This window comes from Pseudonocardia spirodelae (assembly GCF_037727765.1).
Taxonomy (GTDB): Bacteria; Actinomycetota; Actinomycetes; order Mycobacteriales; family Pseudonocardiaceae; genus Pseudonocardia; species Pseudonocardia spirodelae.
Genome location: NZ_JBBJUP010000001.1, coordinates 415,090 through 437,018 on the forward strand (window position 1 = coordinate 415,090; position 21,929 = coordinate 437,018).

The 21,929-nt window shown below is 75.7% G+C and carries 21 protein-coding genes; 14 read left to right on the forward strand and 7 right to left on the reverse strand.

Annotated elements, in window-relative coordinates:
* Positions 1-16: 16 nt before the first annotated feature.
* Positions 17-1,423, forward strand: a complete 1,407-nt coding sequence (locus tag WJX68_RS01875) for an NAD-dependent malic enzyme (RefSeq protein WP_340285760.1) — start codon at positions 17-19, stop codon at positions 1,421-1,423.
* A 5-nt stretch (positions 1,424-1,428) separates the two neighbouring features.
* Here the strand turns inward: WJX68_RS01875 and WJX68_RS01880 are convergent, their stop codons facing one another.
* Positions 1,429-2,151 carry a hypothetical protein gene (locus tag WJX68_RS01880; protein WP_340285762.1) on the reverse strand — a complete coding sequence of 241 codons (723 nt, stop codon included), beginning with the start codon at positions 2,149-2,151 and terminating at the stop codon, positions 1,429-1,431.
* Entirely contained in the window at positions 2,136-2,300 is a 165-nt protein-coding gene (locus WJX68_RS01885; RefSeq protein WP_340285763.1) for a hypothetical protein, read from the reverse strand. Before WJX68_RS01885 ends, WJX68_RS01880 begins: the two co-directional genes overlap by 16 nt.
* Before the next feature lie 123 nt (positions 2,301-2,423).
* On the opposite strand from WJX68_RS01885, the gene pdxT reads away from it, so the two are divergent.
* From pdxT to WJX68_RS01905, 4 genes are all read left to right on the forward strand, one after another.
* The gene (gene pdxT / locus WJX68_RS01890) at positions 2,424-3,047 is read left to right on the forward strand and encodes a pyridoxal 5'-phosphate synthase glutaminase subunit PdxT (RefSeq protein ID WP_340285764.1); all 624 of its coding nucleotides are present in this window, start codon (positions 2,424-2,426) and stop codon (positions 3,045-3,047) included.
* A 99-nt stretch (positions 3,048-3,146) separates the two neighbouring features.
* Positions 3,147-3,623, forward strand: coding sequence for a hypothetical protein (locus WJX68_RS01895; RefSeq protein ID WP_340285765.1), 477 nt, complete (start codon positions 3,147-3,149; stop codon positions 3,621-3,623).
* Positions 3,624-3,675: 52 nt separating this feature from the next.
* Positions 3,676-4,695 carry a CobW family GTP-binding protein gene (locus tag WJX68_RS01900; RefSeq protein WP_340285766.1) on the forward strand — a complete coding sequence of 340 codons (1,020 nt, stop codon included), beginning with the start codon at positions 3,676-3,678 and terminating at the stop codon, positions 4,693-4,695.
* Complete coding sequence (locus WJX68_RS01905) at positions 4,692-5,765, forward strand: WD40 repeat domain-containing protein (RefSeq protein WP_340285767.1); 1,074 nt, start codon at positions 4,692-4,694, stop codon at positions 5,763-5,765. The genes WJX68_RS01900 and WJX68_RS01905 overlap by 4 nt, the downstream gene beginning before the upstream one ends.
* Positions 5,766-5,804: 39 nt before the next feature.
* On the opposite strand, the gene WJX68_RS01910 is transcribed toward WJX68_RS01905, so the two are convergent.
* Positions 5,805-8,033, reverse strand: coding sequence for a heavy metal translocating P-type ATPase (locus tag WJX68_RS01910; RefSeq protein ID WP_340285769.1), 2,229 nt, complete (start codon positions 8,031-8,033; stop codon positions 5,805-5,807).
* A 97-nt stretch (positions 8,034-8,130) separates the two neighbouring features.
* A complete protein-coding gene (locus tag WJX68_RS01915) occupies positions 8,131-8,397 on the reverse strand; it encodes a DUF1490 family protein (protein ID WP_340285770.1) in 267 nt (88 codons plus the stop codon).
* Positions 8,398-8,696: 299 nt separating this feature from the next.
* Here WJX68_RS01915 and WJX68_RS01920 point away from each other — a divergent pair, with 299 nt between their 5' ends.
* Positions 8,697-9,446, forward strand: coding sequence for a YebC/PmpR family DNA-binding transcriptional regulator (locus tag WJX68_RS01920; RefSeq protein WP_340285771.1), 750 nt, complete (start codon positions 8,697-8,699; stop codon positions 9,444-9,446).
* 99 nt (positions 9,447-9,545) lie between these two features.
* Positions 9,546-12,347, forward strand: coding sequence for a DNA polymerase I (gene polA, locus WJX68_RS01925; protein WP_340285772.1), 2,802 nt, complete (start codon positions 9,546-9,548; stop codon positions 12,345-12,347).
* An 18-nt stretch (positions 12,348-12,365) separates the two neighbouring features.
* On the opposite strand, the gene WJX68_RS01930 is transcribed toward polA, so the two are convergent.
* The 3 genes from WJX68_RS01930 to WJX68_RS01940 form a co-directional block, all read right to left on the reverse strand.
* Positions 12,366-12,926, reverse strand: coding sequence for a hypothetical protein (locus WJX68_RS01930; RefSeq protein ID WP_340285773.1), 561 nt, complete (start codon positions 12,924-12,926; stop codon positions 12,366-12,368).
* Between the two features lie 137 nt (positions 12,927-13,063).
* Positions 13,064-13,621 carry a molybdenum cofactor biosysynthesis protein gene (locus WJX68_RS01935; protein WP_340285775.1) on the reverse strand — a complete coding sequence of 186 codons (558 nt, stop codon included), beginning with the start codon at positions 13,619-13,621 and terminating at the stop codon, positions 13,064-13,066.
* Positions 13,622-13,624: 3 nt separating this feature from the next.
* Complete coding sequence (locus WJX68_RS01940; protein ID WP_340285778.1) at positions 13,625-14,779, reverse strand: alpha/beta hydrolase; 1,155 nt, start codon at positions 14,777-14,779, stop codon at positions 13,625-13,627.
* Positions 14,780-14,946: 167 nt separating this feature from the next.
* On the opposite strand from WJX68_RS01940, the gene ruvC reads away from it, so the two are divergent.
* The 7 genes from ruvC to WJX68_RS01975 all read left to right on the forward strand — a co-directional run bounded on the left by ruvC (position 14,947) and on the right by WJX68_RS01975 (position 21,891).
* On the forward strand, positions 14,947-15,621 hold the full coding sequence (gene ruvC / locus WJX68_RS01945; protein WP_340285779.1) for a crossover junction endodeoxyribonuclease RuvC: 675 nt from the start codon (positions 14,947-14,949) through the stop codon (positions 15,619-15,621).
* 162 nt (positions 15,622-15,783) lie between these two features.
* Complete coding sequence (gene ruvA / locus WJX68_RS01950; RefSeq protein WP_340285880.1) at positions 15,784-16,392, forward strand: Holliday junction branch migration protein RuvA; 609 nt, start codon at positions 15,784-15,786, stop codon at positions 16,390-16,392.
* Positions 16,389-17,477: a Holliday junction branch migration DNA helicase RuvB gene (gene ruvB, locus WJX68_RS01955; RefSeq protein ID WP_340285780.1), complete on the forward strand. Its 1,089-nt coding sequence runs from the start codon at positions 16,389-16,391 to the stop codon at positions 17,475-17,477. Before ruvA ends, ruvB begins: the two co-directional genes overlap by 4 nt.
* Positions 17,478-17,841: 364 nt before the next feature.
* Positions 17,842-18,222 carry a preprotein translocase subunit YajC gene (gene yajC, locus WJX68_RS01960; RefSeq protein WP_340285781.1) on the forward strand — a complete coding sequence of 127 codons (381 nt, stop codon included), beginning with the start codon at positions 17,842-17,844 and terminating at the stop codon, positions 18,220-18,222.
* A 164-nt stretch (positions 18,223-18,386) separates the two neighbouring features.
* Positions 18,387-20,153, forward strand: a complete 1,767-nt coding sequence (gene secD / locus WJX68_RS01965) for a protein translocase subunit SecD (RefSeq protein ID WP_340285782.1) — start codon at positions 18,387-18,389, stop codon at positions 20,151-20,153.
* Positions 20,150-21,310: a protein translocase subunit SecF gene (secF, locus tag WJX68_RS01970; RefSeq protein ID WP_340285783.1), complete on the forward strand. Its 1,161-nt coding sequence runs from the start codon at positions 20,150-20,152 to the stop codon at positions 21,308-21,310. Before secD ends, secF begins: the two co-directional genes overlap by 4 nt.
* Before the next feature lie 47 nt (positions 21,311-21,357).
* Positions 21,358-21,891, forward strand: coding sequence for an adenine phosphoribosyltransferase (locus WJX68_RS01975; protein WP_422785636.1), 534 nt, complete (start codon positions 21,358-21,360; stop codon positions 21,889-21,891).
* Positions 21,892-21,929 lie beyond the last annotated feature (38 nt).

Sequence of the window (21,929 nt, forward strand, 5' to 3'; positions counted from 1 at the left end):
GGTACTGTTCCGGGCCGTGTCCATCCCAGGTCCCGGTTATGCCATCACCGCCCGCGTCGACGCCCCCGCCCACCCGACCTCCGCGGGGGACCTGACCGCCGCCGTCGGCCAGGTCGGCGGCGTCGTCACCGCCTTCGACGTCGTGGAGGCGCGCACCGAGAGCCTCGTCGTCGACATCTCGGTCAACGCCCGCAACACCGAGCACGTCGAGGAGATCAAGGCCGCGATCGAGCAGCTCGACGGCTTCTCCGTCCGCAAGGTCTCGGACCGGACCTTCCTGCTCCACCTGGGCGGCAAGATCGAGGTGCGGTCCAAGGTCAACCTCCGCACCCGTGACGACCTCTCGCGCGCCTACACCCCGGGCGTCGCCCGGGTGTCGATGGCGATCGCGGAGAACCCGTCCGACGCCCGCCGGCTGACGATCAAGCGCAACACCGTCGCCGTGGTCACCGACGGCTCGGCCGTGCTCGGCCTGGGCAACATCGGCGCCGCCGCGGCGATGCCGGTGATGGAGGGCAAGGCGGCGCTGTTCAAGCAGTTCGCCGGCGTCGACGCCTGGCCGGTCTGTCTCGACACCCAGGACACCGAGGAGATCATCCGCACCGTCCAGCTGATCGCGCCCGGCTACGGCGGCATCAACCTGGAGGACATCGCCGCGCCGCGCTGCTTCGAGATCGAGCGCCGGCTGCGCGAGCTGCTCGACATCCCGGTGTTCCACGACGACCAGCACGGCACCGCGGTCGTCGTGCTCGGTGCGCTGCGCAACGCGCTGCGGGTGGTCGGCAAGAAGTTCTCCGACGTCCGTGTCGTGGTCTGCGGAGTCGGCGCTGCCGGATCGGCGATCATCCGCCTGCTCGGGTCGGAGGAGACCGCCGACGTCGTCGCGGTCGACGTCGACGGCATCGTCCACACCGGACGCGAGGGGATGGACGACAACCTCGCCTCGATCGCCGCGCAGACCAACAAGGACGGCAAGCAGGGCACGCTCGCCGACGCCCTCGTCGGCGCCGACGTGTTCATCGGGGTCAGCGCGCCCAACCTGTTCGGGGAGACCGAGCTGCGCACGATGAACGACGACGCGATCGTGTTCGCGCTGGCCAACCCCGACCCGGAGGTCGACCCGACGCTGGCGATGCGGCACGCGGCCGTCGTCGCGACGGGGCGGTCGGACTACCCGAACCAGATCAACAACGTGCTGGCGTTCCCGGGCGTGTTCCGCGGTCTGCTCGACGCGCAGGCCCACGACATCACCGACGAGATGATGCTGGCCGCCTCGGCCGCGATCGCCGACGTCGTCGCCGAGCCGAACCCGTCGTTCATCGTGCCGAGCGTGTTCGACCAGAGCGTCGCGCCGGCCGTCGCGGAGGCGCTGCGCGCCGCCGCCGCGAAGCAGGCGAAGCGGGGCGAGGTCGCGGCGGGCTGACCCGCTCAGCGGGCGACCGGCCCCGCGGTGGGGGTCCCGGGCGGGGCGGCGGGCGAGGACTCCGGCTCCGGCCCGGTCGCCGCGGCGGCGAGGACGGCCAGCACCGCGGCGGTGCCCAGCGCGAAGCGGCGCCGCCGCGCGGGCGACCGTCGGGGCGCCGGTGCCGGGGCGGGTCGTGCGGCCGCGGCGAACGCGGTCACGGCCTCGCCGAGCCCGCGTCCCGACACCGCGGCGGCCAGCACCGCGTCCGCCGTCCCCGCCGGGGGCGGCGCGTCGACGGCGGCGACGACCGGAGCCGCCAGCCGGTGCACCCCGACCCGGTAGGCCGCGGCCAGCCCGGCGCGGCCGGCCTCCCCGAGCGACGGCCCGCAGAACAGCACCAGCGGCGCCGCGGCCCCCGCCCGCCAGCCGTGCTCGCCCTCGACGACCGTGCCCCACAGCGCGACGCACCCCAGCACCGTGCCCGGCCCGAAACCGGCCCCGCCGACCCGGCCGGGCTCGCGGGCCGCGTACACCCCGCAGGTGCAGGAGGGGTCCGGCGCCGGGTGCCCGCGCAGCTCGCAGCGCGCCGTCAGCGCCCCGCCGGCCGGCCACGCGGTCCGTACGTGCACGGGGGAGCGCAGCAGCGGCGCGGCGGCGGTGTCGTCGACGCGCCAGCACCGCCAGCCGACGACGACCCCCGCGACGTCCGGCGCGCGCTCGGCGGGGCCGGTCAGCCCGGGCTGCACGCCGGCTCCCCGGCCGGCTCGCGGGCGGGCGGGGTCCCCGGGCCGTCCGGCTCGGGCCGCAGCGGCCCTCCGGCCGGTGCCGTGTCCACCCCGCCCGGTACGGCCAGGGGCTCGACACGCAGGACCCGCACCGTGGCACCGATGTCCATGACGCCTCACCTCCGCGTCCCGAGGATCCGGCTCCGCCGCCGGTGACGGCACCGCCGGACGGTGCCGCGGCTCACCCCCGGACGGGCGGTTACCGCAGGTCGCAGGGGTCTAGGCTGGTCGCCATGGCGGTGAGGATCGGTGTGCTGGCCCTGCAGGGCAACGTCCGCGAGCACCTGGCGGCGCTGACCGCGGCGGGTGCCGAGGCCGTACCGGTCCGGCGGGCCGGCGAGCTCGCCGCGGTGGACGGCATCGTCCTGCCCGGCGGGGAGTCGACGACCATGTCCACGCTGCTCGACGCGTTCGAACTGCTCGACCCGCTGCGCGAGCGGCTGCGCGCGGGCCTGCCCGCCTACGGCTCCTGCGCCGGGATGATCCTGCTCGCCGACGAGATCCTCGACGGGCGCTCCGACCAGCACCAGCTCGGCGGGCTCGACGTCGTCGTGCGGCGCAACGCCTTCGGCCGCCAGGTCGACTCCTTCGAGACCGACCTGGAGTTCGCCGGTCTCGGCGCCGACCCGGTGCACGCCGTGTTCATCCGCGCCCCCTGGGTGGAGAAGACCGGCGGCGAGGTCGAGGTCCTCGCCTCCGTCCCGGCCGTCACCAGCAGCGGGCTCGACGCCGGTGAGGCGGCCGGGCGGGCTGTGGCGGTGCGCCAGGGCCCGGTGCTCGCGACCTCGTTCCACCCCGAGCTGACCGGGGACCGGCGGGTGCACGCGCTGTTCGTGGACATGGTGCGCTCCGCCTGAGCCGGGTGGGGCTGTCCCGACCCGCGGCCGGGGGAGCGCCGTGTGGGCCGGACGCCCCACGGCGGGCAGGCTCGGGGTGCCGACCGAGGAGGTCCACCCGTGAGCACCCGTCTGCACGTCGTCCCGGCCGCGCGCACGGGCGCCCCGCCCGTCCCGCAGGCGGTCGTGCTCAGCACCGCGCTGTGGATCGGCGCGATCCTCGCCGGGTTCACCGAGGCCCTGGTGCGGCTGGCGGGGCCGCTGCCGCCCGGTGGGGCGGAGCTCGCCGGGCGTGCGGTGGTCTACCTCGTCCTCGGCGTGCTCGTGCTGCAGCTGCGCACCGGCCGCGACACCTACCGCTGGACCGTCGTCGGGGTGCTCGGCGTGCTCGGGACGGCGTCGCTCGTGGTCGGCCCGCTGCGCGCGCTGGCGGCGGGCGGGTCGGCGACGGCGTTCCTGGCGACGGCGACCGGACCCGAGGTCGTCGCGGCCGGGCTGCGGACGTTGCACGTCGCGGAGGTGCTCGCCGCGGTGGGGCTGCTCTTCGGTCCGGCGGCGCGGGCGTTCTTCGGCGGCACGGCCACCCAGTACTCATAACGACAATCATTATCGCTTAGGCTGCGCTCTCGCCACGACGACGGGAGCGCGCATGTCCACCACCACCGGCCCGCGGGGGGACGACCGGATCCCGGTCACCGTCCTCACCGGCTTCCTCGGAGCGGGCAAGACCACCCTGCTCAACCGCATCCTCACCGAGCAGCACGGGCGCCGCATCGCCGTGATCGAGAACGAGTTCGGTGAGGTGGGCATCGACGACGGGCTCGTCCTCGACGCGGAGGAGGAGGTGTTCGAGATGAACAACGGCTGCATCTGCTGCACCGTGCGCGGCGACCTCATCCGCATCCTCGGCGCCCTGCTGCAGCGCCGCGACCGGTTCGACGCCGTGCTCGTCGAGACCACCGGGCTCGCCGACCCCGCACCGGTCGCCCAGACCTTCTTCGTCGACGACGTGCTGCGGGCCCGGCTGCGGCTCGACGCGATCGTCACCGTCGTCGACGCCCGGCACGTCGTGTCCCACCTCGACGAGGTCAAGCCCGAGGGCGTGGAGAACGAGGCCGTCGAGCAGATCGCCTTCGCCGACCGGATCGTGCTGAACAAGACCGACCTGAGCGACGAGGCCGGGCTGGCCGAGGTGACCAGGCGGATCCGGGCGATCAACGCCGGCGTCCGGATCCTGCCCGCCCGGCACGGCGACGTCGACCTCGGCGAGATCCTCGACGTCCGCGCGTTCGACCTCGACGCCGTGCTCGCCGACGAGCCGGAGTTCCTCGACCCCGACGCCGAGCACCAGCACGACCTGAGCGTCACCAGCGTCGGCATCGAGGCCGACGGCGAGGTCGAGGTGGCCCGGCTGAACGAGTGGCTCGGCGACCTGCTCGCCCGCCGCGGCACCGACCTGTTCCGCAGCAAGGGCATCCTCAACCTCGCGGGCTCCGAGCGCCGCTACGTGTTCCAGGGCGTGCACATGCTCCACGACGGCGAGCTGGGCGCGCCGTGGCGGCCGGGGGAGTCCCGGCGCAACCGGATGGTCTTCATCGGCCGCGACCTCGACCGCGCCGCGCTCGAGCGCGACTTCCGGGCCTGCCTGCGCGCCGGGGTGCCGGCGTGAGCGCGATCCTGCGCCGGGCCGGCCTGCGGCCGCTGTGGCGCAGCGCCGCCGGGGAGCCCGTCGTCGCGCTCGCCGCGCTGCCCGGCGGCGGGATCGCCGCCGGCGGCTCGGAGGGCGAGCTGCGCGTGCTCGGTGCCGACGGCACGCCGCGGTGGGCCGACCGGCTCGACGACGCCCTGCTCACGGTGTCGGCGAGCCCGGACGGCCGCCGCGTCGGGGCGCACGGCATGGCCTCGCGCCGGCTCTGGGACGACGACGGCGCGCGGGTGGCGTCCGCGGACTGCGGCTGGTCGGCCACCGCGGCCTGGGACGACCGGTCCGGGGCGCTCGCGGTCGGCGACGGGCGCCACGTCCGGCTCCTCGACCGCGACGGCGTGGTCCGGTGGAGCTCGCCGCGGCTGTCCAGCACGGTCACCGCGGTGGTCTGGCCGCGGGGCCGGCTGCGGGTCGCGGCCGCCGCCTACCGCGGGGTGACGATCCTGGAGCCGTCGACCGACCGGGTCACCGCGACGCTCGCCGCGCCCGGGTCGATCTCCGGGCTGGCGGCGAGCCCGAGCGGGAGGTGGGTCGTGGGCGGCAGCCAGGACGCCACCCTGCACGGCTGGAAGGTCGACGACGGGAGCGACTTCCGTATGTCCGGCTTCCCGACGACGGTGTCGCTGCCGACGTTCGCCGGGACCGGGCGGTGGCTGGCGTGCTGCTCCGGCGACGTCGTGACCTGCTGGGACTTCTCCGGGGCCGGCCCCACCGGCCGCGAGGCCGCCGTGCTGAACGGGCACGGCGCACCGGTCACCGGACTGGCGTGGGCGCCGGGGGACCGGCACCTGCTCGTCAGCGGGGACGAGGCGGGCACGGTGCTGCTCTGGCGCCTGGACGCGACGGTCCGGCCCGGTGCGCGGCCGCAGCCGGTCGGCGGGCTGCGCGGCGCCGCCGGCGACCCGGGCGACCCGGGCGACGCGGCCGACCCGGGGGAGGCGGTCACGGCGCTGACGGTGTCCGGCACCCGGACCGCACCCGTGGTGCACGTCGGGCGCCGGTGCGGGCGCGTCGACACCCTGGCCCCGGCCTGAGCGGTCCCACCCGGTGGCGCGCGGGGGCGCCCCGCGGTGTCAGGCGCCCGGGGCGGCCACGGCGACGACCTCGCCGTCGACGACCGTGGGGGTCCCGGTGCCCCGGGGGTCGCCGGCCGGGATCCGGTAGCGGATCAGCCGGGAGCTGTTGGCGACGACGGCGACGCTGGAGGCGTTGTGCAGGATCGCCGCGACCACCGGCGACATCGCCCCGGCGGCGGACACCAGCAGCCCGGCCGCGTTGACCGCGATCGACATGCCGTAGTTCTGCCGGATCAGGGTGATCGAGCGCCGGCCCAGGTCGCGCAGGTCCAGCAGCGCGTCCAGGTCGTCGGCGGCCAGCGCGACGTCGGCGGTCTCCACCGCCACGTCGGTGCCGGACACACCCATCGCGATGCCGATGTCGGCCAGCGCCAGCGCGGGGGCGTCGTTCGTGCCGTCACCGATCATCGCGACGGTGTGGCCCTGCTCCTGCAGCGCGCGGACCACGTCCTGCTTCTGCTCGGGCATGACCTCGGCGCGGTACTCGGTGATCCCGAGCTCCTCGGCCACCGCCCGTGCGGTCTGCGGGTGGTCGCCGGTCAGCATGACGATCCGGGCGACGCCGTCGGCCCGCAGCTTCTCCAGCACCGCGCGCGCCTCGGGCCGCACCGTGTCGCGCAGCGAGACCAGCCCGACCAGCTCGCCGTTCACGGCCAGCAGCAGCGGGGTCTCCGAGGCCTTCTGCAGCCTGCGCACCCAGTCCGCGGCCTTGCGCGGGACGGACACCCCCTGGGCGCGCAGCAGGTCGCGCGAGCCGATCAGCAGCACCCGGCCGTCGGCCTGCACCCGCATGCCCTGCCCGAGCAGGACCTCGCACTCCTCGTGCGGCGGGATCTCGATGCGCCGCTCCTCGGTGGAGCGGATGACGGCCTGGGCCAGCGGGTGGCGGGAGTGGATCTCCGAGGACGCGGCGTAGGCCAGGACCTGCTCGGGGGTCCAGGCGTCCTGGAAGGAGATGACGTTGGTGACGACCGGACGGCCCTGGGTCAGGGTGCCGGTCTTGTCGAACACGACGGCGTCGACCCGGCCCGCGGCCTCCAGGTGGGCGCCGCCCTTGATGAGGATGCCGCGGCGCGCGCCGTTGCCGATCGCCGCCGAGATCGCCGTCGGGGTGGAGAGCCCGACCGCGCACGGGCAGGCGATGAGCAGCATCGTCATCGCGCGCCGCACGTCGCGGGTCGCGACCAGGGTCAGTGCGGACAGCAGGAACGACGCCGGGACGAAGCGGCGGGAGAAGTTCTCTCCGACGGTCTGGATCGGCGCCCGGTCGCCCTGGGCCTGCTCGACCCGGTCGATGATCCGGCCGATCGCGGTGTCCTGGCCGACCGCCGTCGCCCGCACGACGATCCGGCCGCGCAGCAGCACCGAGCCGGCGTGCAGCGTGTCGCCCGCGGTGACGGTGACCGGCAGCTGCTCGCCGGTGATCGCGGCCTGGTCGACGACGCCGTCGCCGTCGACGACCTCGCCGTCGACCGGCAGCACGATCCGCTCGTGCACCACGACCTCGTCGCCGACGACGAGGTCGCTGATGTCGACCTCGACCTCGGTGCCGTCGGCCAGCCGGGTCCAGGTGCGGGTGGTGGCGCCGGTGAGCAGCTCGGAGATGGCGCGCCGGGAGCGGCGCAGTGTGAGGTCCTGCAGGTACTCGCCGATGTTGAGCAGCCACAGGACGGTGAGGGCGACGACGTTCTCCCGCAGCACCAGGCTCGCCACGGTCGCGGCGGACACCAGCGCGTCGGTCCCCGCGCCGCGGCCCCCGGCCAGCGAGCGCAGGGCACCGCGCAGGAACGGGTAGCCGGTGAAGATGGTGACGCCGGTGGCGACGGTGCGGCTGGTCGGGCCGAGCAGCGGCGGGCGTCCGAGCGCGTAGCGGCGGAAGCCGAGCGCGGCCAGCGCGACCCCGCCGACGACGAGCCGGGCCAGCTCCCCGTTGTGCTGGTCGGCCGAGCGCGGGGTGCGGGCCGCGGTGGCGCCCGGGTCGGCGCCGACGCCCTTGCCGATCGCCTCGGTGAGCTCGACGCGGTCGCAGCCGGGCCGGTACCAGACGACGACGTTGCCGGTGCGCGGGTAGGCGTGCACCTGGCGCACCCCGCCGACGTGGTCGACCTCGTCCTCGACGGCGACCGCGAGCGCCGTGCGCCCGCGCAGGGCCGGGACGGCGAACCGGACGCGGCCGGCCGCGTCGCTCAGGACGGTGACGCCGGTACCGGCGGTGTCGGTGCTCACGGGTGCTCGCCTCGTCTGCTGCCGGAGGAGTCGGTGCGCCGCCGCGCCGGGGCCGCGCGCGGGGACGCTGCGGGGGGCGCGGTGGGGCGGGGTGGGCTCAGTGCTCGTGGCCGTGCCCGTGGCCGTTGCCGGGCGCGGGGGCCTCCTCGCCGATGCGGCCGCGGGCCTCGCTGACGATGTCGGCGGTCGCGAGGCGGGCCTTCTCGGCGCCGACCTCGGCGGCGCGGGCGCCCTTGAGACCCCAGGTGGTGACCGACACGGCGGCCTCGCGGACGGCGCCGGAGCGCGCGACCTTCTTGACACCGTCGTAGGCGACGGCACCGGCCAGGCCGCTCACGACCAGCCCGACCGCCCTGCCTGCCACTGCTCCGAACACGGTCCCGCTCCTCTCGCCCGACGCCCGGCGGGCATCGAAAACGGTTGTCAGAGTAGTCCTCCCGGGGTGCCCGGGGCCCTCCGGTGTCGAACCATAGTCGATCACGCATGCGTCAGGTGGACGGGGGTGGCGGCGGGCCCGCACCGGCGCGGGTGCGGATCGTCGGTAGCATCGCCGGGGTTCCCGCAGGTCCGCCCGTCCGCAGCCCGTGCTGCGGGGGCGACAGGCCTGCCCCGGTCGCGCGCCGCGCGTGCGACCCGAGTCACGAGAGGTGGGCAGACGAGCCGATGAGCGGTCACTCCAAGTGGGCGACGACCAAGCACAAGAAGGCCGTGATCGACGCCCGCCGCGGCAAGATGTTCGCCAAGCTGATCAAGAACATCGAGGTCGCGGCCCGGACCGGCGGCGGTGACCCCGACGGCAACCCGACGCTCTACGACGCCATCCAGAAGGCGAAGAAGAGCTCGGTGCCGAACGACAACATCGACCGCGCCGTCAAGCGCGGGTCCGGTGCCGACGCCGGTGGCGCCGAGTACCAGTCGATCACCTACGAGGGCTACGGGCCCAACGGTGTCGCGGTGCTCGTCGAGTGCCTGTCCGACAACCGCAACCGCGCGGCGACCGAGGTCCGGACGGCGATGACCCGCAACGGCGGGACCATGGCCGACCCCGGGTCGGTCGCGTACCTGTTCACCCGCAAGGGTGTCGTCGTGCTGCCGAAGGCCGGCCTGTCCGAGGACGACGTGCTGACGACCGTCCTCGACGCCGGCGCGGAGGAGGTGAACGACCTCGGCGAGAGCTGGGAGGTCGTCTCCGAGCCCGGCGACGTGGTCGCCGTGCGCACGGCGCTGCAGCAGGACGGGATCGACTACGACTCCGCCGAGGCGGTCTTCGTGCCGTCGATGCAGGTCGAGCTGGACGCCGAGGGCGCCCGGAAGGTCTTCAAGCTGATCGAGGCGCTCGAGGACTCCGACGAGGTCCAGAACGTCTACGCCAACTTCGACGTGTCCGACGAGGTCATGGCCGAGGTCGGCTGAGCCCGGCGGGGCCGCACCCGCACGGTCCGCACGCGGCCGCGTCCCGACCCGGGGCGCGGCCGCGTTCGCTGTCGGGGGTCGGTTCTAGACTCGCCGCCGATGAGCACCGCGACGCAGAGCACAGGGTCATCGGCCACGGCGAAGAAGCCCTCGGCCGCGGCGGGGAAGAACGCGCCCGAGCGGCCGCGCCTGCTGCTGCTCGACGGTCACTCCCTGGCCTACCGGGCGTTCTTCGCCCTGCCCGCGGAGAACTTCCGCACCGGCACCGGCCAGACCACCAACGCGGTCTACGGCTTCACCTCGATGCTGATCAACCTGCTGCGCGACGAGGAGCCGACCCACCTCGCGGTGGCCTTCGACGTGTCCCGCACGACCTTCCGCTCGGAGCGCTACGCCGAGTACAAGGCCAACCGCTCGTCCACGCCGGACGACTTCCGCGGCCAGATCGACCTCATCAAGGAGGTCCTGGCCGCGCTCAACATCCCGGTGTTCGCCGTCGAGGGCTACGAGGCCGACGACCTCATCGCCACCCTCGCCACGCAGGCCGAGGCGCAGAACTTCCAGGTGCTCATCACCACCGGCGACCGGGACGCCTTCCAGCTCGTCACCGACGACGTCACCGTCCTCTACCCCAAGCGCGGCGTGTCCGACCTGGGCCGCATCGACCCGGCCGAGGTCGACCGGCGCTACGGCCTGACCCCGACCCAGTACCCGGACTTCGCCGCCCTGCGCGGGGACCCCTCGGACAACCTGCCCTCCATCCCCGGGGTGGGGGAGAAGACCGCGGCCAAGTGGGTGCGGGAGTTCGGGTCGCTGTCGGAGCTGACCGACCGGGTCGACGAGGTCAAGGGCAAGGCCGGGGACAACCTGCGCGCGAACCTGGCGAACGTGCTGCTCAACCGCCAGCTCACCGAGCTGGTGCGCGACGTCGACCTCGGCGCGGGCCCCGAGCAGCTCGAGGTCCGCCCCTGGGACCGCGACGCCGTGCACCGGCTGTTCGACGAGCTGGAGTTCCGGGTGCTGCGTGAGCGCCTGTTCTCGACCCTGTCCTCCGCCGAGCCGGAGGCCGAGTCCGGGTTCGAGGTCTCCGGCGAGGTCGTCGCGCCGGGCGCGGTGCGCTCCTGGCTCGACACCCACGCCCGCGACGGCCGTCGCGTCGCGCTCGCCTTCGCCGGGGTGAGCGGCCCCGTCGCCGGGCGCGACCTGACGGGCATCGCGCTGGCCACCGGCGAGCCGACCGTCGAGCAGCGCGCCGCGGGCGCCGCGGCGGGCGTCCCGGCCGCCGGCTACCTGACGCTGACCGGGCTCACCCCCGACGACGAGGCCGCCCTCGGCGAGTGGCTGGCCGACCCGGACGTGCCGAAGGCCGCGCACGACGTCAAGCCGGTGCTGCACGCCCTGCGTGCGCGCGGGTGGAGCCTGGCCGGGCTGAGCAGCGACACCGCGCTCGCGGCGTACCTGGCCCGGCCCGGGCAGCGCACCTTCGACCTGGCCGACCTCGCGCTGCGCTACCTGCGCCGCGAGCTGCGCACCGAGGAGCCCGCCGACGGCCAGCTCTCGCTGCTGGGCGGCGAGGAGGAGGCCGACGCGCAGGCCGCGGCCCAGGAGATGCTCGCCGCCTCCGCGATCGCCGAGCTGGCCGACGCCCTCGACGCCGACCTGGCCGAGCGCGGCGGCAGCGAGCTGCTGGCCGACCTGGAGCTGCCGCTGGCGTTCGTGCTGGCCGACTGCGAGGCCGCGGGCATCGCCGTCGACGGCGAGACGCTGTCGGACCTGGAGTCCGACTTCGGCGGGCAGGTCCGCGAGGCCGCCCGGCAGGCCTACGAGGTGATCGGCAAGGAGATCAACCTCGGCTCGCCCAAGCAGCTGCAGGTCGTGCTCTTCGACGAGCTGGAGATGCCGAAGACCAAGCGCACCAAGACCGGCTGGACCACCGACGCCGACGCGCTGGCGAGCCTCTACGAGCAGACCGGGCACCCCTTCCTGCAGTTCCTGCTGCAGCACCGCGACGCGACCCGGCTCAAGGTCACCGTCGACGGGCTGATGAAGTCCGTCGCCGAGGACGGCCGGATCCACACCACCTACTCGCAGACGATCGCCGCGACCGGCCGGCTGTCCTCGACCGACCCGAACCTGCAGAACGTGCCGATCCGCACCGCGGCCGGGCGCCGGATCCGCGACGCCTTCGTCGTCGGCGACGGCTGGACGGAGCTGCTCACCGCTGACTACAGCCAGATCGAGATGCGGATCATGGCGCACCTGTCCGAGGACGCGGCGCTGATCGAGGCGTTCCGCTCCCGCCACGACTTCCACGCCGAGACTGCCGCCCGGGTGTTCGGGGTCGAGGCGTCCGACGTGTCGGTCGAGCAGCGCGCCAAGATCAAGGCGATGAACTACGGCCTGGCGTACGGCCTGTCGGCCTACGGGCTGTCCGGGCAGCTGCGGATCTCCACCGACGAGGCCAAGGGCCTCATGGACGACTACTTCGCCGGCTTCGGCGGGGTCCGCGACTACCTCGCCGGTGTCGTCGACCAGGCCCGCAAGGACGGCTACACCGCCACCATCCTGGGCCGGCGGCGTTACCTGCCCGACCTGACCAGCGACAACCGGCAGCGCCGCGAGATGGCCGAGCGCATGGCGCTCAACGCCCCCATCCAGGGCAGCGCCGCGGACATCATCAAGGTCGCGATGCTCGGGGTGCACCGGGCGCTGCGGGCCGAGGGACTGGCGAGCCGGATGCTGCTGCAGGTCCACGACGAGCTCGTCCTCGAGGTCGCCGACGGCGAGCGCGAGGCACTGGAGGCGCTGGTGCGCCGGGAGATGGCCGCCGCCGCGGACCTGTCGGTGCCGCTGGAGGTCTCCGTCGGGTCCGGGCGCAGCTGGGACGCCGCCGCGCACTGAGCCCGGCGCCGTCGCGGGTCAGCCCGCGGCGGCCCGGGTCGCGGGCGCCGTCGCGGGCACGCCGTGGCGCAGGTGGGCCGGCGCCAGCACGCGGGCGGCCCGGCCGAGCTCGGCGACGAGCTGCTCGACCGGGAGGTCCTGGCGGCGGGCCTGGCCGTGCAGGACGGCGGCCAGCTCCGTCACCGGGGGCCCGGCGGGTGTCCCGCCGCGGCGGGCCTCGCGTTCGCGGCGCAGCACCGCGGCCAGCTCCCCGCCGGCCGCGGCGAGGACGTCGGCGTCGGCGAGGTGCACGACGACCACGGCGTCGGCGTCCCCGGCCGCGGCGACCGCCCGCTCCGCGGCCCGCGACCAGGCCCGCAGCGTCCGGCGCCCGGCCAGCGGGGCGGGCAGCACGAGCCCGCCGCCCTCGGCGTCGGCGAGCGCGACCAGGAGCCCGGCGACGACCGCGGCGCGGCGCGCCCAGGTCGCCCGGTCACCGGGCAGCCCGCGGTGCACGACGACAGCGCCGGCCGCGCCGGTGGGGACCGCGTCGGCGGGCCGGTGGTCCAGGGGCTCGCGGGGATGGGGCACGTAGGACATCGGCGTCACCTCCCGTGCGGCCGATGCCCGGGAGGTCGCAGGGCTCCGACCTGCTGTTACGTCGTGACGACGGACGGTGCGACCGCCCCGGTGGGCGGTCGCGGGCGGGCGGTCGGCGGTACCAGGAGAGCCGGGCGTCAGGGGCGGGGCCGGGCCCGCGGCGGCGCGGGCGCGGCCGGCTCCAGCACGGTGAGCTCGGCCGGGCCGAGGCGGAGCACGCCGTCGTCGAGCGGGGCGCAGCGGATGCCGCCGCGTCCGCGCAGCGCCGCCCACGCGCCGTCGCCGATCACGGCGTCCATCCACCGGCAGGGCGCGGCCGCCCGGTGGGCGCGGAACCGGACCGGGCCCGCGCCGCCGTCGAGGCTGAACAGCGCGCCGGTGCCGCCGCGCCCGGGCGCGGCCAGGGCGTCGACGTCGGCGCCGCGCAGCACGATGGTGCGCCGGGCCGCCTCCGCGGTCGCGGGGCGGCCGAGGACCCGCTCGACGTGGTCCAGCGACTCGGCGGCGAGGACGGTGACGGCGGCGCGGGCGTGCGCGGCCCGGCCGGCGTACCGGTCGCCGACGACGCCGTACCCGGCGCGGATCTCGATCTCGGTGCGCAGCGGCGCCACCGGGTCGGGCCGGGGACCGTCGGCGGGCCGCCCCTCGTAGGCGTGCTGCGGGGAGACCACCAGCGCGGTGACCGTGACGCGCACCGCTCAGCCCGGGTTCAGGCCGGTCAGGAACCGGATGACGGCCTCGCGGGTCAGCTGGGCGCCCGGGCTGCCGAAGGGCCGGTCGAAGACGTGGTCGGCGTAGGGGACGGTCAGCAGGCGGCCGTCGACTCCGGCGGCGCGCAGCGACCGGTCGTAGGCGGTGACGCGGTCGGGGACCACGTAGTGGTCGGCGGAGCCGAGCAGCAGCAGTGTCGGCGGCAGGCCGGGGCGGACCTGCTCGGCGGGGGAGAGCAGCCGCAGCAGGCCCGGCGCGCTGTCCGCGGTGCCGCCGAACAGGGTGCGCTGCAGGTCGGGGTCGACCAGGGTGAGGTCCACCGGCGGGTAGAAGGCGACGACCCCGACCGGCGGCGGCCCGGGGGTGGGCGGCGGCGCTCCGGCGGGGCCGGTGCCCCCGTACGCGGCGGGCGCCCCGGAGCAGGCCAGCGTGCCGTCGAGCAGCCCCGAGGCGGTGCTGAGCGCGAGCGTCGCGCCCGCGGACTGCCCGGCCAGCACGAGCCGGGCCGGGTCGAGGGACGCGGCGCCGCCGTGCGCGCGCACCCACTCCACCGCGCAGGCGACGTCGCGCTGCTGGTCGCGGCCGACCGGCTCGGGCGGGGGCAGCCGGTAGTCGATCGCCGCGACGGCCCACCCGCGCTCGGCGAGCCACCGGGCGAGCGCGGTGCGGTCCGTGCGGTCGCCCCCGGTCCACGAGCCGCCGTGCACCCAGACCATCGTCGGGTGCGGGCCGGCGCCGCCGGGCAGGTAGAGGTCCAGGGTGCGGCCGGGGGCGAACTCGACCGAGCGGTCCGGTGCGCCCGAGGGCTGCCCCAGCTCGGTCAGCGCCGCCGTCCAGTCCAGCCGGACGCCCTCGTCGGACGCGGCGCGGCCCTGCGCGGCGAGCACGGTCACCGAGCCGACCACGGCGGTCAGCGCCAGCACCGCCGTCGCCCAGCCGCTCCAGCGGGCGCCGGCGGCCCGCGCGGCCAGCCCGAACGCGATCCCCAGCACCCCGGCCAGCGCGACGTGCAGCGGGTACTGCCCGCTGACGAACGAGCCCGCGAACCCGAGCACCGGGGTCTGCGGGCGGAACGTGCCGACCAGCACGACCAGCAGCAGCGCGGCCCACACCCACGCGAGGACCCGGAGGAACGACGTCACCCGCGCACCCTGTCATCCCGCGCGCCGGCGCCCGGCGGGGCCCGCCGCGCGCCGGCGGAGGATCACCCGTCGCGGCGTGCCCGCGCGGTCGCCGGCGCGCCCGCCGGTACGGTGCTCGAACAGCTGTGCGGCACGCGCGGCGGAGCGGCGGCGGAGCGGGGGGCGCGGTGCGGGTGCTCGGGGTCGACCCCGGACTGACGCGGTGCGGCATCGGCGTCGTCGAGGCGGGCGGGGGCCGGTCGGTCGGGTTCGTCGCCGTCGGCGTGGCCCGCAGCGGCCCCGACGAGCCCCTGGAACGGCGGCTGCTCGCCGTCGCCGACGAGGTCGAGCGCTGGGTGGAGCGGCACCGGCCCGACGTCGTCGCCGTCGAGCGGGTGTTCAGCCAGCACAACGTGCGCACCGTGATGGGCACCGCGCAGGCCAGCGGGGTCGTCGCGCTGGTCGCCGCGCGGGCGGGGCTGCCCGTCGCCTTCCACACCCCCAGCGAGGTCAAGGCCGCCGTCACCGGCGAGGGGCGCGCGGGGAAGGCGCAGGTCACCGCGATGGTGACCAAGGTCCTCGGGCTCGACGCGCCCCCGCGGCCCGCCGACGCGGCCGACGCGCTGGCGCTGGCCATCTGCCACTGCTGGCGCTCGCCGATGATCGACCGGATGGCCGCCGCGCAGGCCCGCGCCGAGGAGCTCGCCGCGACCCACCGCGCCCGGCTGGAGCAGGCCCGCCGCGACGCCGGCGGGGACCGCCCGAGCGCGGCCGAGCAGTGGGCCGCGGCCCGTGCCGGCGCGCAGGCGCGCTCCGCGGGCGGCTGGGGAGCGGTCGGCGGCGCCCGGCCCCGCTTCCGCTGATCCGTCCCCGCCGGTCCGTCCCCGCCGGTCCGTCGCCGCACCGTCCGCCGGCATGGTGCGGCCCCCGGCGGACCGCCCGGGCCCGACGCGTGTGTCGGGTGCGGCGGCACCGGTCCCGCCCGGTAGCGTCTCGAACGGTCGTTCGTGGAAGGGGGCACGCCGGTGATCCACTCGGTGCGCGGGCCGGTGCTGGAGATCGGGCTGGACCACGCCGTCGTCGAGGTCGGCGGGGTGGGGCTCGCGGTGTACGCGACGCCGGTGACGCTCGGCGGCCTGCGCCGCGGCGAGGAGACCCGGCTCGCCACGACGCTGGTCGTGCGCGAGGAGTCGCTGACCCTGTTCGGGTTCGCCGACGCCGAGGAGCGCGAGCTGTTCCTGCTGCTGCAGACGGTGTCCGGGATCGGGCCGCGGCTCGCGCTGGCCACGATCGCGGTGCTCGAGCCCGACACCCTGCGCCGGGCGCTGGCCGACGGCGACCTCGCCGTGCTGACCCGCATCCCCGGCGTGGGGCGCAAGAGCGCCGAACGCCTGGTGGTCGAGCTGCGCGACAAGGTGACCGTGCCAGCCGCGGTGCCCGCCGGCGCCGTCACCCCGGCGGCGCCGGCCCCCGTCCTCGGGGTGCGCGAGCAGGTCGTCGAGGCGCTGCTCGGGCTCGGGTTCACCCAGCGCCCCGCCGAGCAGGCGGTCGACGCGGTGCTGGCCCAGGCTCCCGGCACCGACGCCCGTGCGCTGCTGCGCACCGCGCTGTCGAGCCTGGGCCGCGCGCGATGACCGCCGGGCCGGGCGACCCGTACGACGCGGCGACCGAGGAGATCCTCGGCGTCGAGGCGCGCGCCGTCGACGGGGCCGTCCAGGACGGCGACACCGACGTCGAGGCGTCGCTGCGGCCCCGCTCGCTCGACGAGTTCGTCGGCCAGCCCCGGGTGCGCGAACAGCTGCAGCTGGTGCTGGAGGGGGCGCGCCGCCGCGGTGACCCGCCCGACCACATCCTGCTCGCCGGCCCGCCCGGGCTCGGCAAGACCAGCCTCGCGATGATCATCGCCCAGGAGATGGGCGCCGCGATCCGGCTCACCTCCGGGCCCGCGCTGGAACGCGCCGGGGACCTCGCGGCGATGCTGTCGAACCTGGTGCCCGGCGACGTGCTGTTCATCGACGAGATCCACCGCACCGCCCGCCCCGCGGAGGAGATGCTCTACCTGGCGATGGAGGACTTCCGGGTCGACGTGGTGGTCGGCAAGGGCCCGGGCGCGACCTCCATCCCGCTCGACGTCGCGCCGTTCACCCTGGTCGGGGCGACCACCCGGGCCGGGTCGCTGACCGGGCCGCTGCGCGACCGGTTCGGCTTCACCGGCCAGATGGAGTTCTACGACGACGCCGAGCTCGAGCGCGTCCTGCACCGTGCCGCCGGCATCCTCGGCATCGACCTGCGCGCCGACGGCGCCGCGGAGATCGCCGGGCGCTGCCGCGGCACCCCGCGCGTGGCGAACCGGCTGCTGCGCCGGGTCCGCGACTTCGCCGAGGTCCGCGCGGACGGGATCGTCGACCGGCACGTCGCGCGCGACGCGCTCGCCGTCTACGACGTCGACGAGCTCGGTCTCGACCGCCTCGACCGCGCGGTGCTCGGCGCCCTGGTCCGCTCCTTCCACGGCGGGCCGGTCGGGGTGTCCACCCTCGCCGTCGCGGTGGGGGAGGAGCCGGGCACGGTGGAGGAGGTCTGCGAGCCGTACCTGGTGCGGGCCGGGATGATCGCCCGCACCCCGCGCGGGCGCGTCGCCACCCCGCTCGCCTGGACCCACCTCGGGCTGACCCCGCCCGCCGACGCCCCGGCCGGGCACCGGGTGGACCCGCTGTTCTGAGCGCGCGGCCCCGGTGACGCGGGCGCGGGCGTCCGGGTGACACATGGGAGGATCCGGACGGACCGCACGGATCGGGCACCCCGCGGCCGGGTCGGCGGGCACCCTGGTGCCCGCACACCGCGCGGGGCCGTCCGGACACCGCGCGGTCCGGCGGCCGGTCCGGGCGCCGGGTCCGGAACGATCCGGGCGTCCGGGTCGTTCCGGGGCGGGCCGGTGGACCTCCGGGTGACCCGGCGGCACCCGGTCGCACCCGTTCGACCTGCCGCACTGCGACGAACGGTCGGCCGCCGGGAGGGGGCCGACCGGAGGCGCCGGTCCCGGCTGGCACACTCACGATTACGAGACGAGACGGAGACCCCGCACGATGACTGACATCCTCGCCCAGGAGGCCGGTGGCGGCTCGAGCATTTTTTCGCTGCTGCCCTTCCTCATCATCCTGCTGCTGTTCGTGCCGCTGTTCCTGAACGGCCGCAAGCAGCGCCGGCAGATGGCGGAGACCCAGGCCATGCAGCAGGCGCTGGAGGACGGCGACGTCGTCGTCACCACGTCCGGGCTGCGGGGCACCATCGTCGACGCCTCGTACGAGGACACGATCGACCTCGAGATCGCCGACGGCGTGGTCACCACGTGGCTGCGTGCGGCGGTCCGGGAGAAGGTCAGCACCGACGAGGCGGCCGAGGAGGCCACCGAGCCGGAGAAGCAGGACCAGCCGGAGCAGTCGGAGAACAAGCCGACCATCCACTGAGCGCACCGGGCGGGCCACGGGGCCCGCTCCGGTGGCCGCGGCGCCCGCGCCGGGCCCGGCTCGGCGGCACCGACCACGTCGGGTGCGCCGCGCCGGCCCGGCGGGGCGGCGACCGACCGTGAGGCCGGCCGCGGCCGCACGAGTCGGATCAGGAGAACGATCACGTGGCAACGTCGTCGGGGCAGCAGCACGTGCGCCCCTGGCGCTACCTGACGGCCTTCGCGGGCGTCGTCGTGGTGCTGTACGCACTGGTGTTCCTCACCGGGGGCGGCAACCTCACCCCGAAGCTGGGCATCGACCTGCAGGGCGGCACCCGCGTCACGCTCACCGCCCGCACCACCGACGGGCAGCCGCCGCCGCGTGACCAGCTGGTCCAGGCCCAGGAGATCATCGAGCAGCGGGTCAACGGCCTCGGCGTCAGCGGCGCCGAGGTGCAGCTCGACGGCACCAACATCGTCATCACCGTCCCCGGCGACGAGGGCGAGCAGGCACGTTCGCTCGGCCAGACCGCGCAGCTGCGCTTCCGCGAGGTCCTGCAGGGCCCGGTCCCGGCGAACCAGGCGGCCGGGCAGCAGCAGCCGGGACAGGCCGGCCAGGCCCCGGCGAGCCCGGCGCCCGCGAGCCCCGCCCCGGCGCAGCCGCAGGGCATGGGGGAGCAGAGCCGCGCCGTCGCGCCGCTCGCGCAGACCTCGCCGCTGCAGGACCCGCCGCCGAGCCCCGAGCCGTCCCCGGCCCCCGCGCCGTCGGCCACGCCGAACCCGGCAGGGCTCTCCCCGGACGACCCCCGGGTCGCCGCCGAGGTCACCGCGCTGCGCGCGACCCGCCAGAGCACCGACCAGGCCACCCAGCTGCAGGCGCTGCTGACCCTGGACTGCAACGCCCCCGACCCGCTGCAGGGCTACGACGACCCGACCAGGCCGCTGGTCGCCTGCAGCGAGGACAAGCAGACCAAGTACCTGCTCGGCCCGTCGTTCCTGGAGGGCACCGAGATCGCCTCGGCCCAGGCCCAGCAGAACCAGCAGGGCGTCGGCTGGGTGGTCGGGCTGACCTTCAAGCCGCAGGGCGCCGACACCTGGGGCCAGTACACGACGAACAACGTCGGCAAGAACGTCGCGTTCGTCCTCGACGGCGACGTCGTCTCCGCGCCCACGATCAACCAGCCGATCTTCGGTCAGACGCAGATCTCCGGGCAGTTCAACCAGGACCGCGCCCAGCAGCTCGCGCAGGTGCTGCGCTACGGCTCGCTGCCGCTGTCGTTCGACTCCGGCAACGCCCAGACCGTCTCGGCCAGCCTCGGGCTCGCCTCGCTGGAGGCCGGCCTGATCGCCGGCGCCGTCGGCCTGGCCCTGGTCTTCGCCTACTGCCTGTTCTACTACCGGCTGCTCGGCATCCTGACGATCCTGTCGCTGGCGCTGTCGGGCCTGGTCGTCTACGCGGTGCTGATCCTGCTCGGGCGCTGGATCGGGTTCACCCTCGACCTCGCCGGCGTCGCCGGGTTCATCATCGCGATCGGCATCACGGCCGACTCGTTCGTGATCTTCTTCGAACGCCTCAAGGACGAGATGCGCGAGGGCCGCACGTTCCGCTCGGCCGTCCCGCGGTCCTGGGAGCGGGCGCGGCGCACGATCCTCACCGCCGACGCGGTCAGCTTCCTGGCCGCCGCGGTGCTCTACGTCCTCGCCGTGGGCGAGGTCCGCGGCTTCGCCTTCACCCTCGGCATGTCCACCGTGCTCGACCTCGTGGTGGTGTTCCTGGTGACGTTCCCGCTGGTCGTGATCATCTCCCGGTCGCGGTCGCTGGGCCGCCCCGGGCTGTCCGGGCTGGCCGCGGTCGACCGGATCGGGGCCCGCCACCGGCGGTCCACACCCGCGGTCGGGCAACGGGCCGGGGACCGCAGGAGCAGCACCACCTCGAAGGGAGCGGGCGCGTGACGGCCCCCGAGCGTCTGTCGGGCTGGACCCGGCTCACCACCGGCACCGCGAGCGTCGACATCATCGGCCGCCGCAAGGTCTGGTACATCGGCTTCGCGGTGCTCGTCGCGGTGTGCGTGCTGTCGCTGCTGATCCGGGGCTTCAACCTCGGCATCGACTTCACCGGCGGCTCGCAGATCCAGCTGCCCGCCGCCGGCGCGAACGGCACCATCACCACCGAGCAGGTCGACCGCGTCTACGAGGGCGTCATCGGCACCGCGCCGGAGGTCACCCAGTCCGTCGGCACCGGCGGGTCGGCGTCGATCGTCGTGCAGTCGGTCCCGCTGAGCGCCGAGCAGCTCGTGCCGCTGCGCGAGGCGCTGTTCACCCAGCTCCGGCCGCTCGGCGCCGACGGCACCCCGAGCGCCGCCGCGATCAGCGACTCGCAGGTCTCCGGCACCTGGGGCGGGGAGGTGACCACCCAGGCGCTCATCGCGCTCGCGGTGTTCATCGTGCTCGTCACGCTGTTCCTGGCGTTCTACTTCGAGCGGGCGATGGCCGCCGCCGCGCTGGTGGCGCTGGTCAACGACATCGTCGTGACCGCGGGCGTGTACTCGATCATCGGGCTCGAGGTCACCCCGGCAACCGTGATCGGCCTGCTGACCATCCTCGGCTTCTCGCTCTACGACACCGTCGTCGTGTTCGACAAGGTCCGGGAGAACACCCGCGGCCTGCTCACGCTGACCCGCCGGACCTACGCCGAGGCCGCGAACCTGGCGCTGAACCAGACCCTGATGCGGTCGATGAACACCTCGCTCATCGCGATCCTGCCGGTGCTCGGCCTGCTCGTGATCGGCGTCGGCCTGCTCGGTGTCGGCACGCTGGCCGACCTCGCGCTCGTCCAGCTGGTCGGCATGATCTCCGGCGTCATCTCCTCGCTGCTGCTCGCGACCCCGGTGCTGGTCGACATCAAGCTGCGGGACAAGCGGATCCGCGACCAGGCCGCGCGGGTCGCCGCGCGCCGGGCCCGCTCCGCGTCGCCGTCCGGGGACGCCGCACCGGGCGACGAGGACGATCCGGCCACGGATACCCTCGCCGCCGTGAGCTCCTCGTCCGCACCCGCCGCGCCGCGCCCCGGCGCCCGTCCCACCGGCAAGACGGGCAGGAAGCGGCGGTGAGCGCGGGCGAGCCCGCCGTCGCGGGCGGCATCCGGGTCGGTCCCGGCATCACCGGCGACTCCGCCGAGGACCTGCTGCGCGTCGCCGAGCGGGTGCGCTCGGTCCCGGGCTACCCGCAGGCCGGCGTCCTGTTCCGCGACATCACGCCGATCCTGGCCCACGGGGAGTCCTTCGCGACCGTCACCACCGAGCTGGCCGCGGCCACCGGCGACGCCGAGCTCGTCGTCGGCGTCGAGGCCCGCGGGTTCCTGCTGGGCGCGGCCGTCGCGATCGTCGCCGGCGTCGGCACGGTCCCGGTCCGCAAGGCGGGCAAGCTGCCGTCGGTGGCCGCCTCGCGCAGCTACGACCTGGAGTACGGCAGCGCCACCCTGGAGCTGCCCGCGGGCGTCGTCGAGCCGGGGACCCGGGTCTACGTCGTCGACGACGTGCTCGCCACCGGCGGCACGGCGGCCGCGACCTGCGCCCTGCTGGCCGACGCCGGGGCCGAGGTCGTCGGCTTCGGGACGCTGCTGGAGCTGACCGCGCTGCACGGCCGGGCGAAGCTCGGTGACCTGCGGATCGACGCCCTGCTGAACGCCTGACGACGACGGGGCCCCGATCGCGGACTATCCTCGGCGTC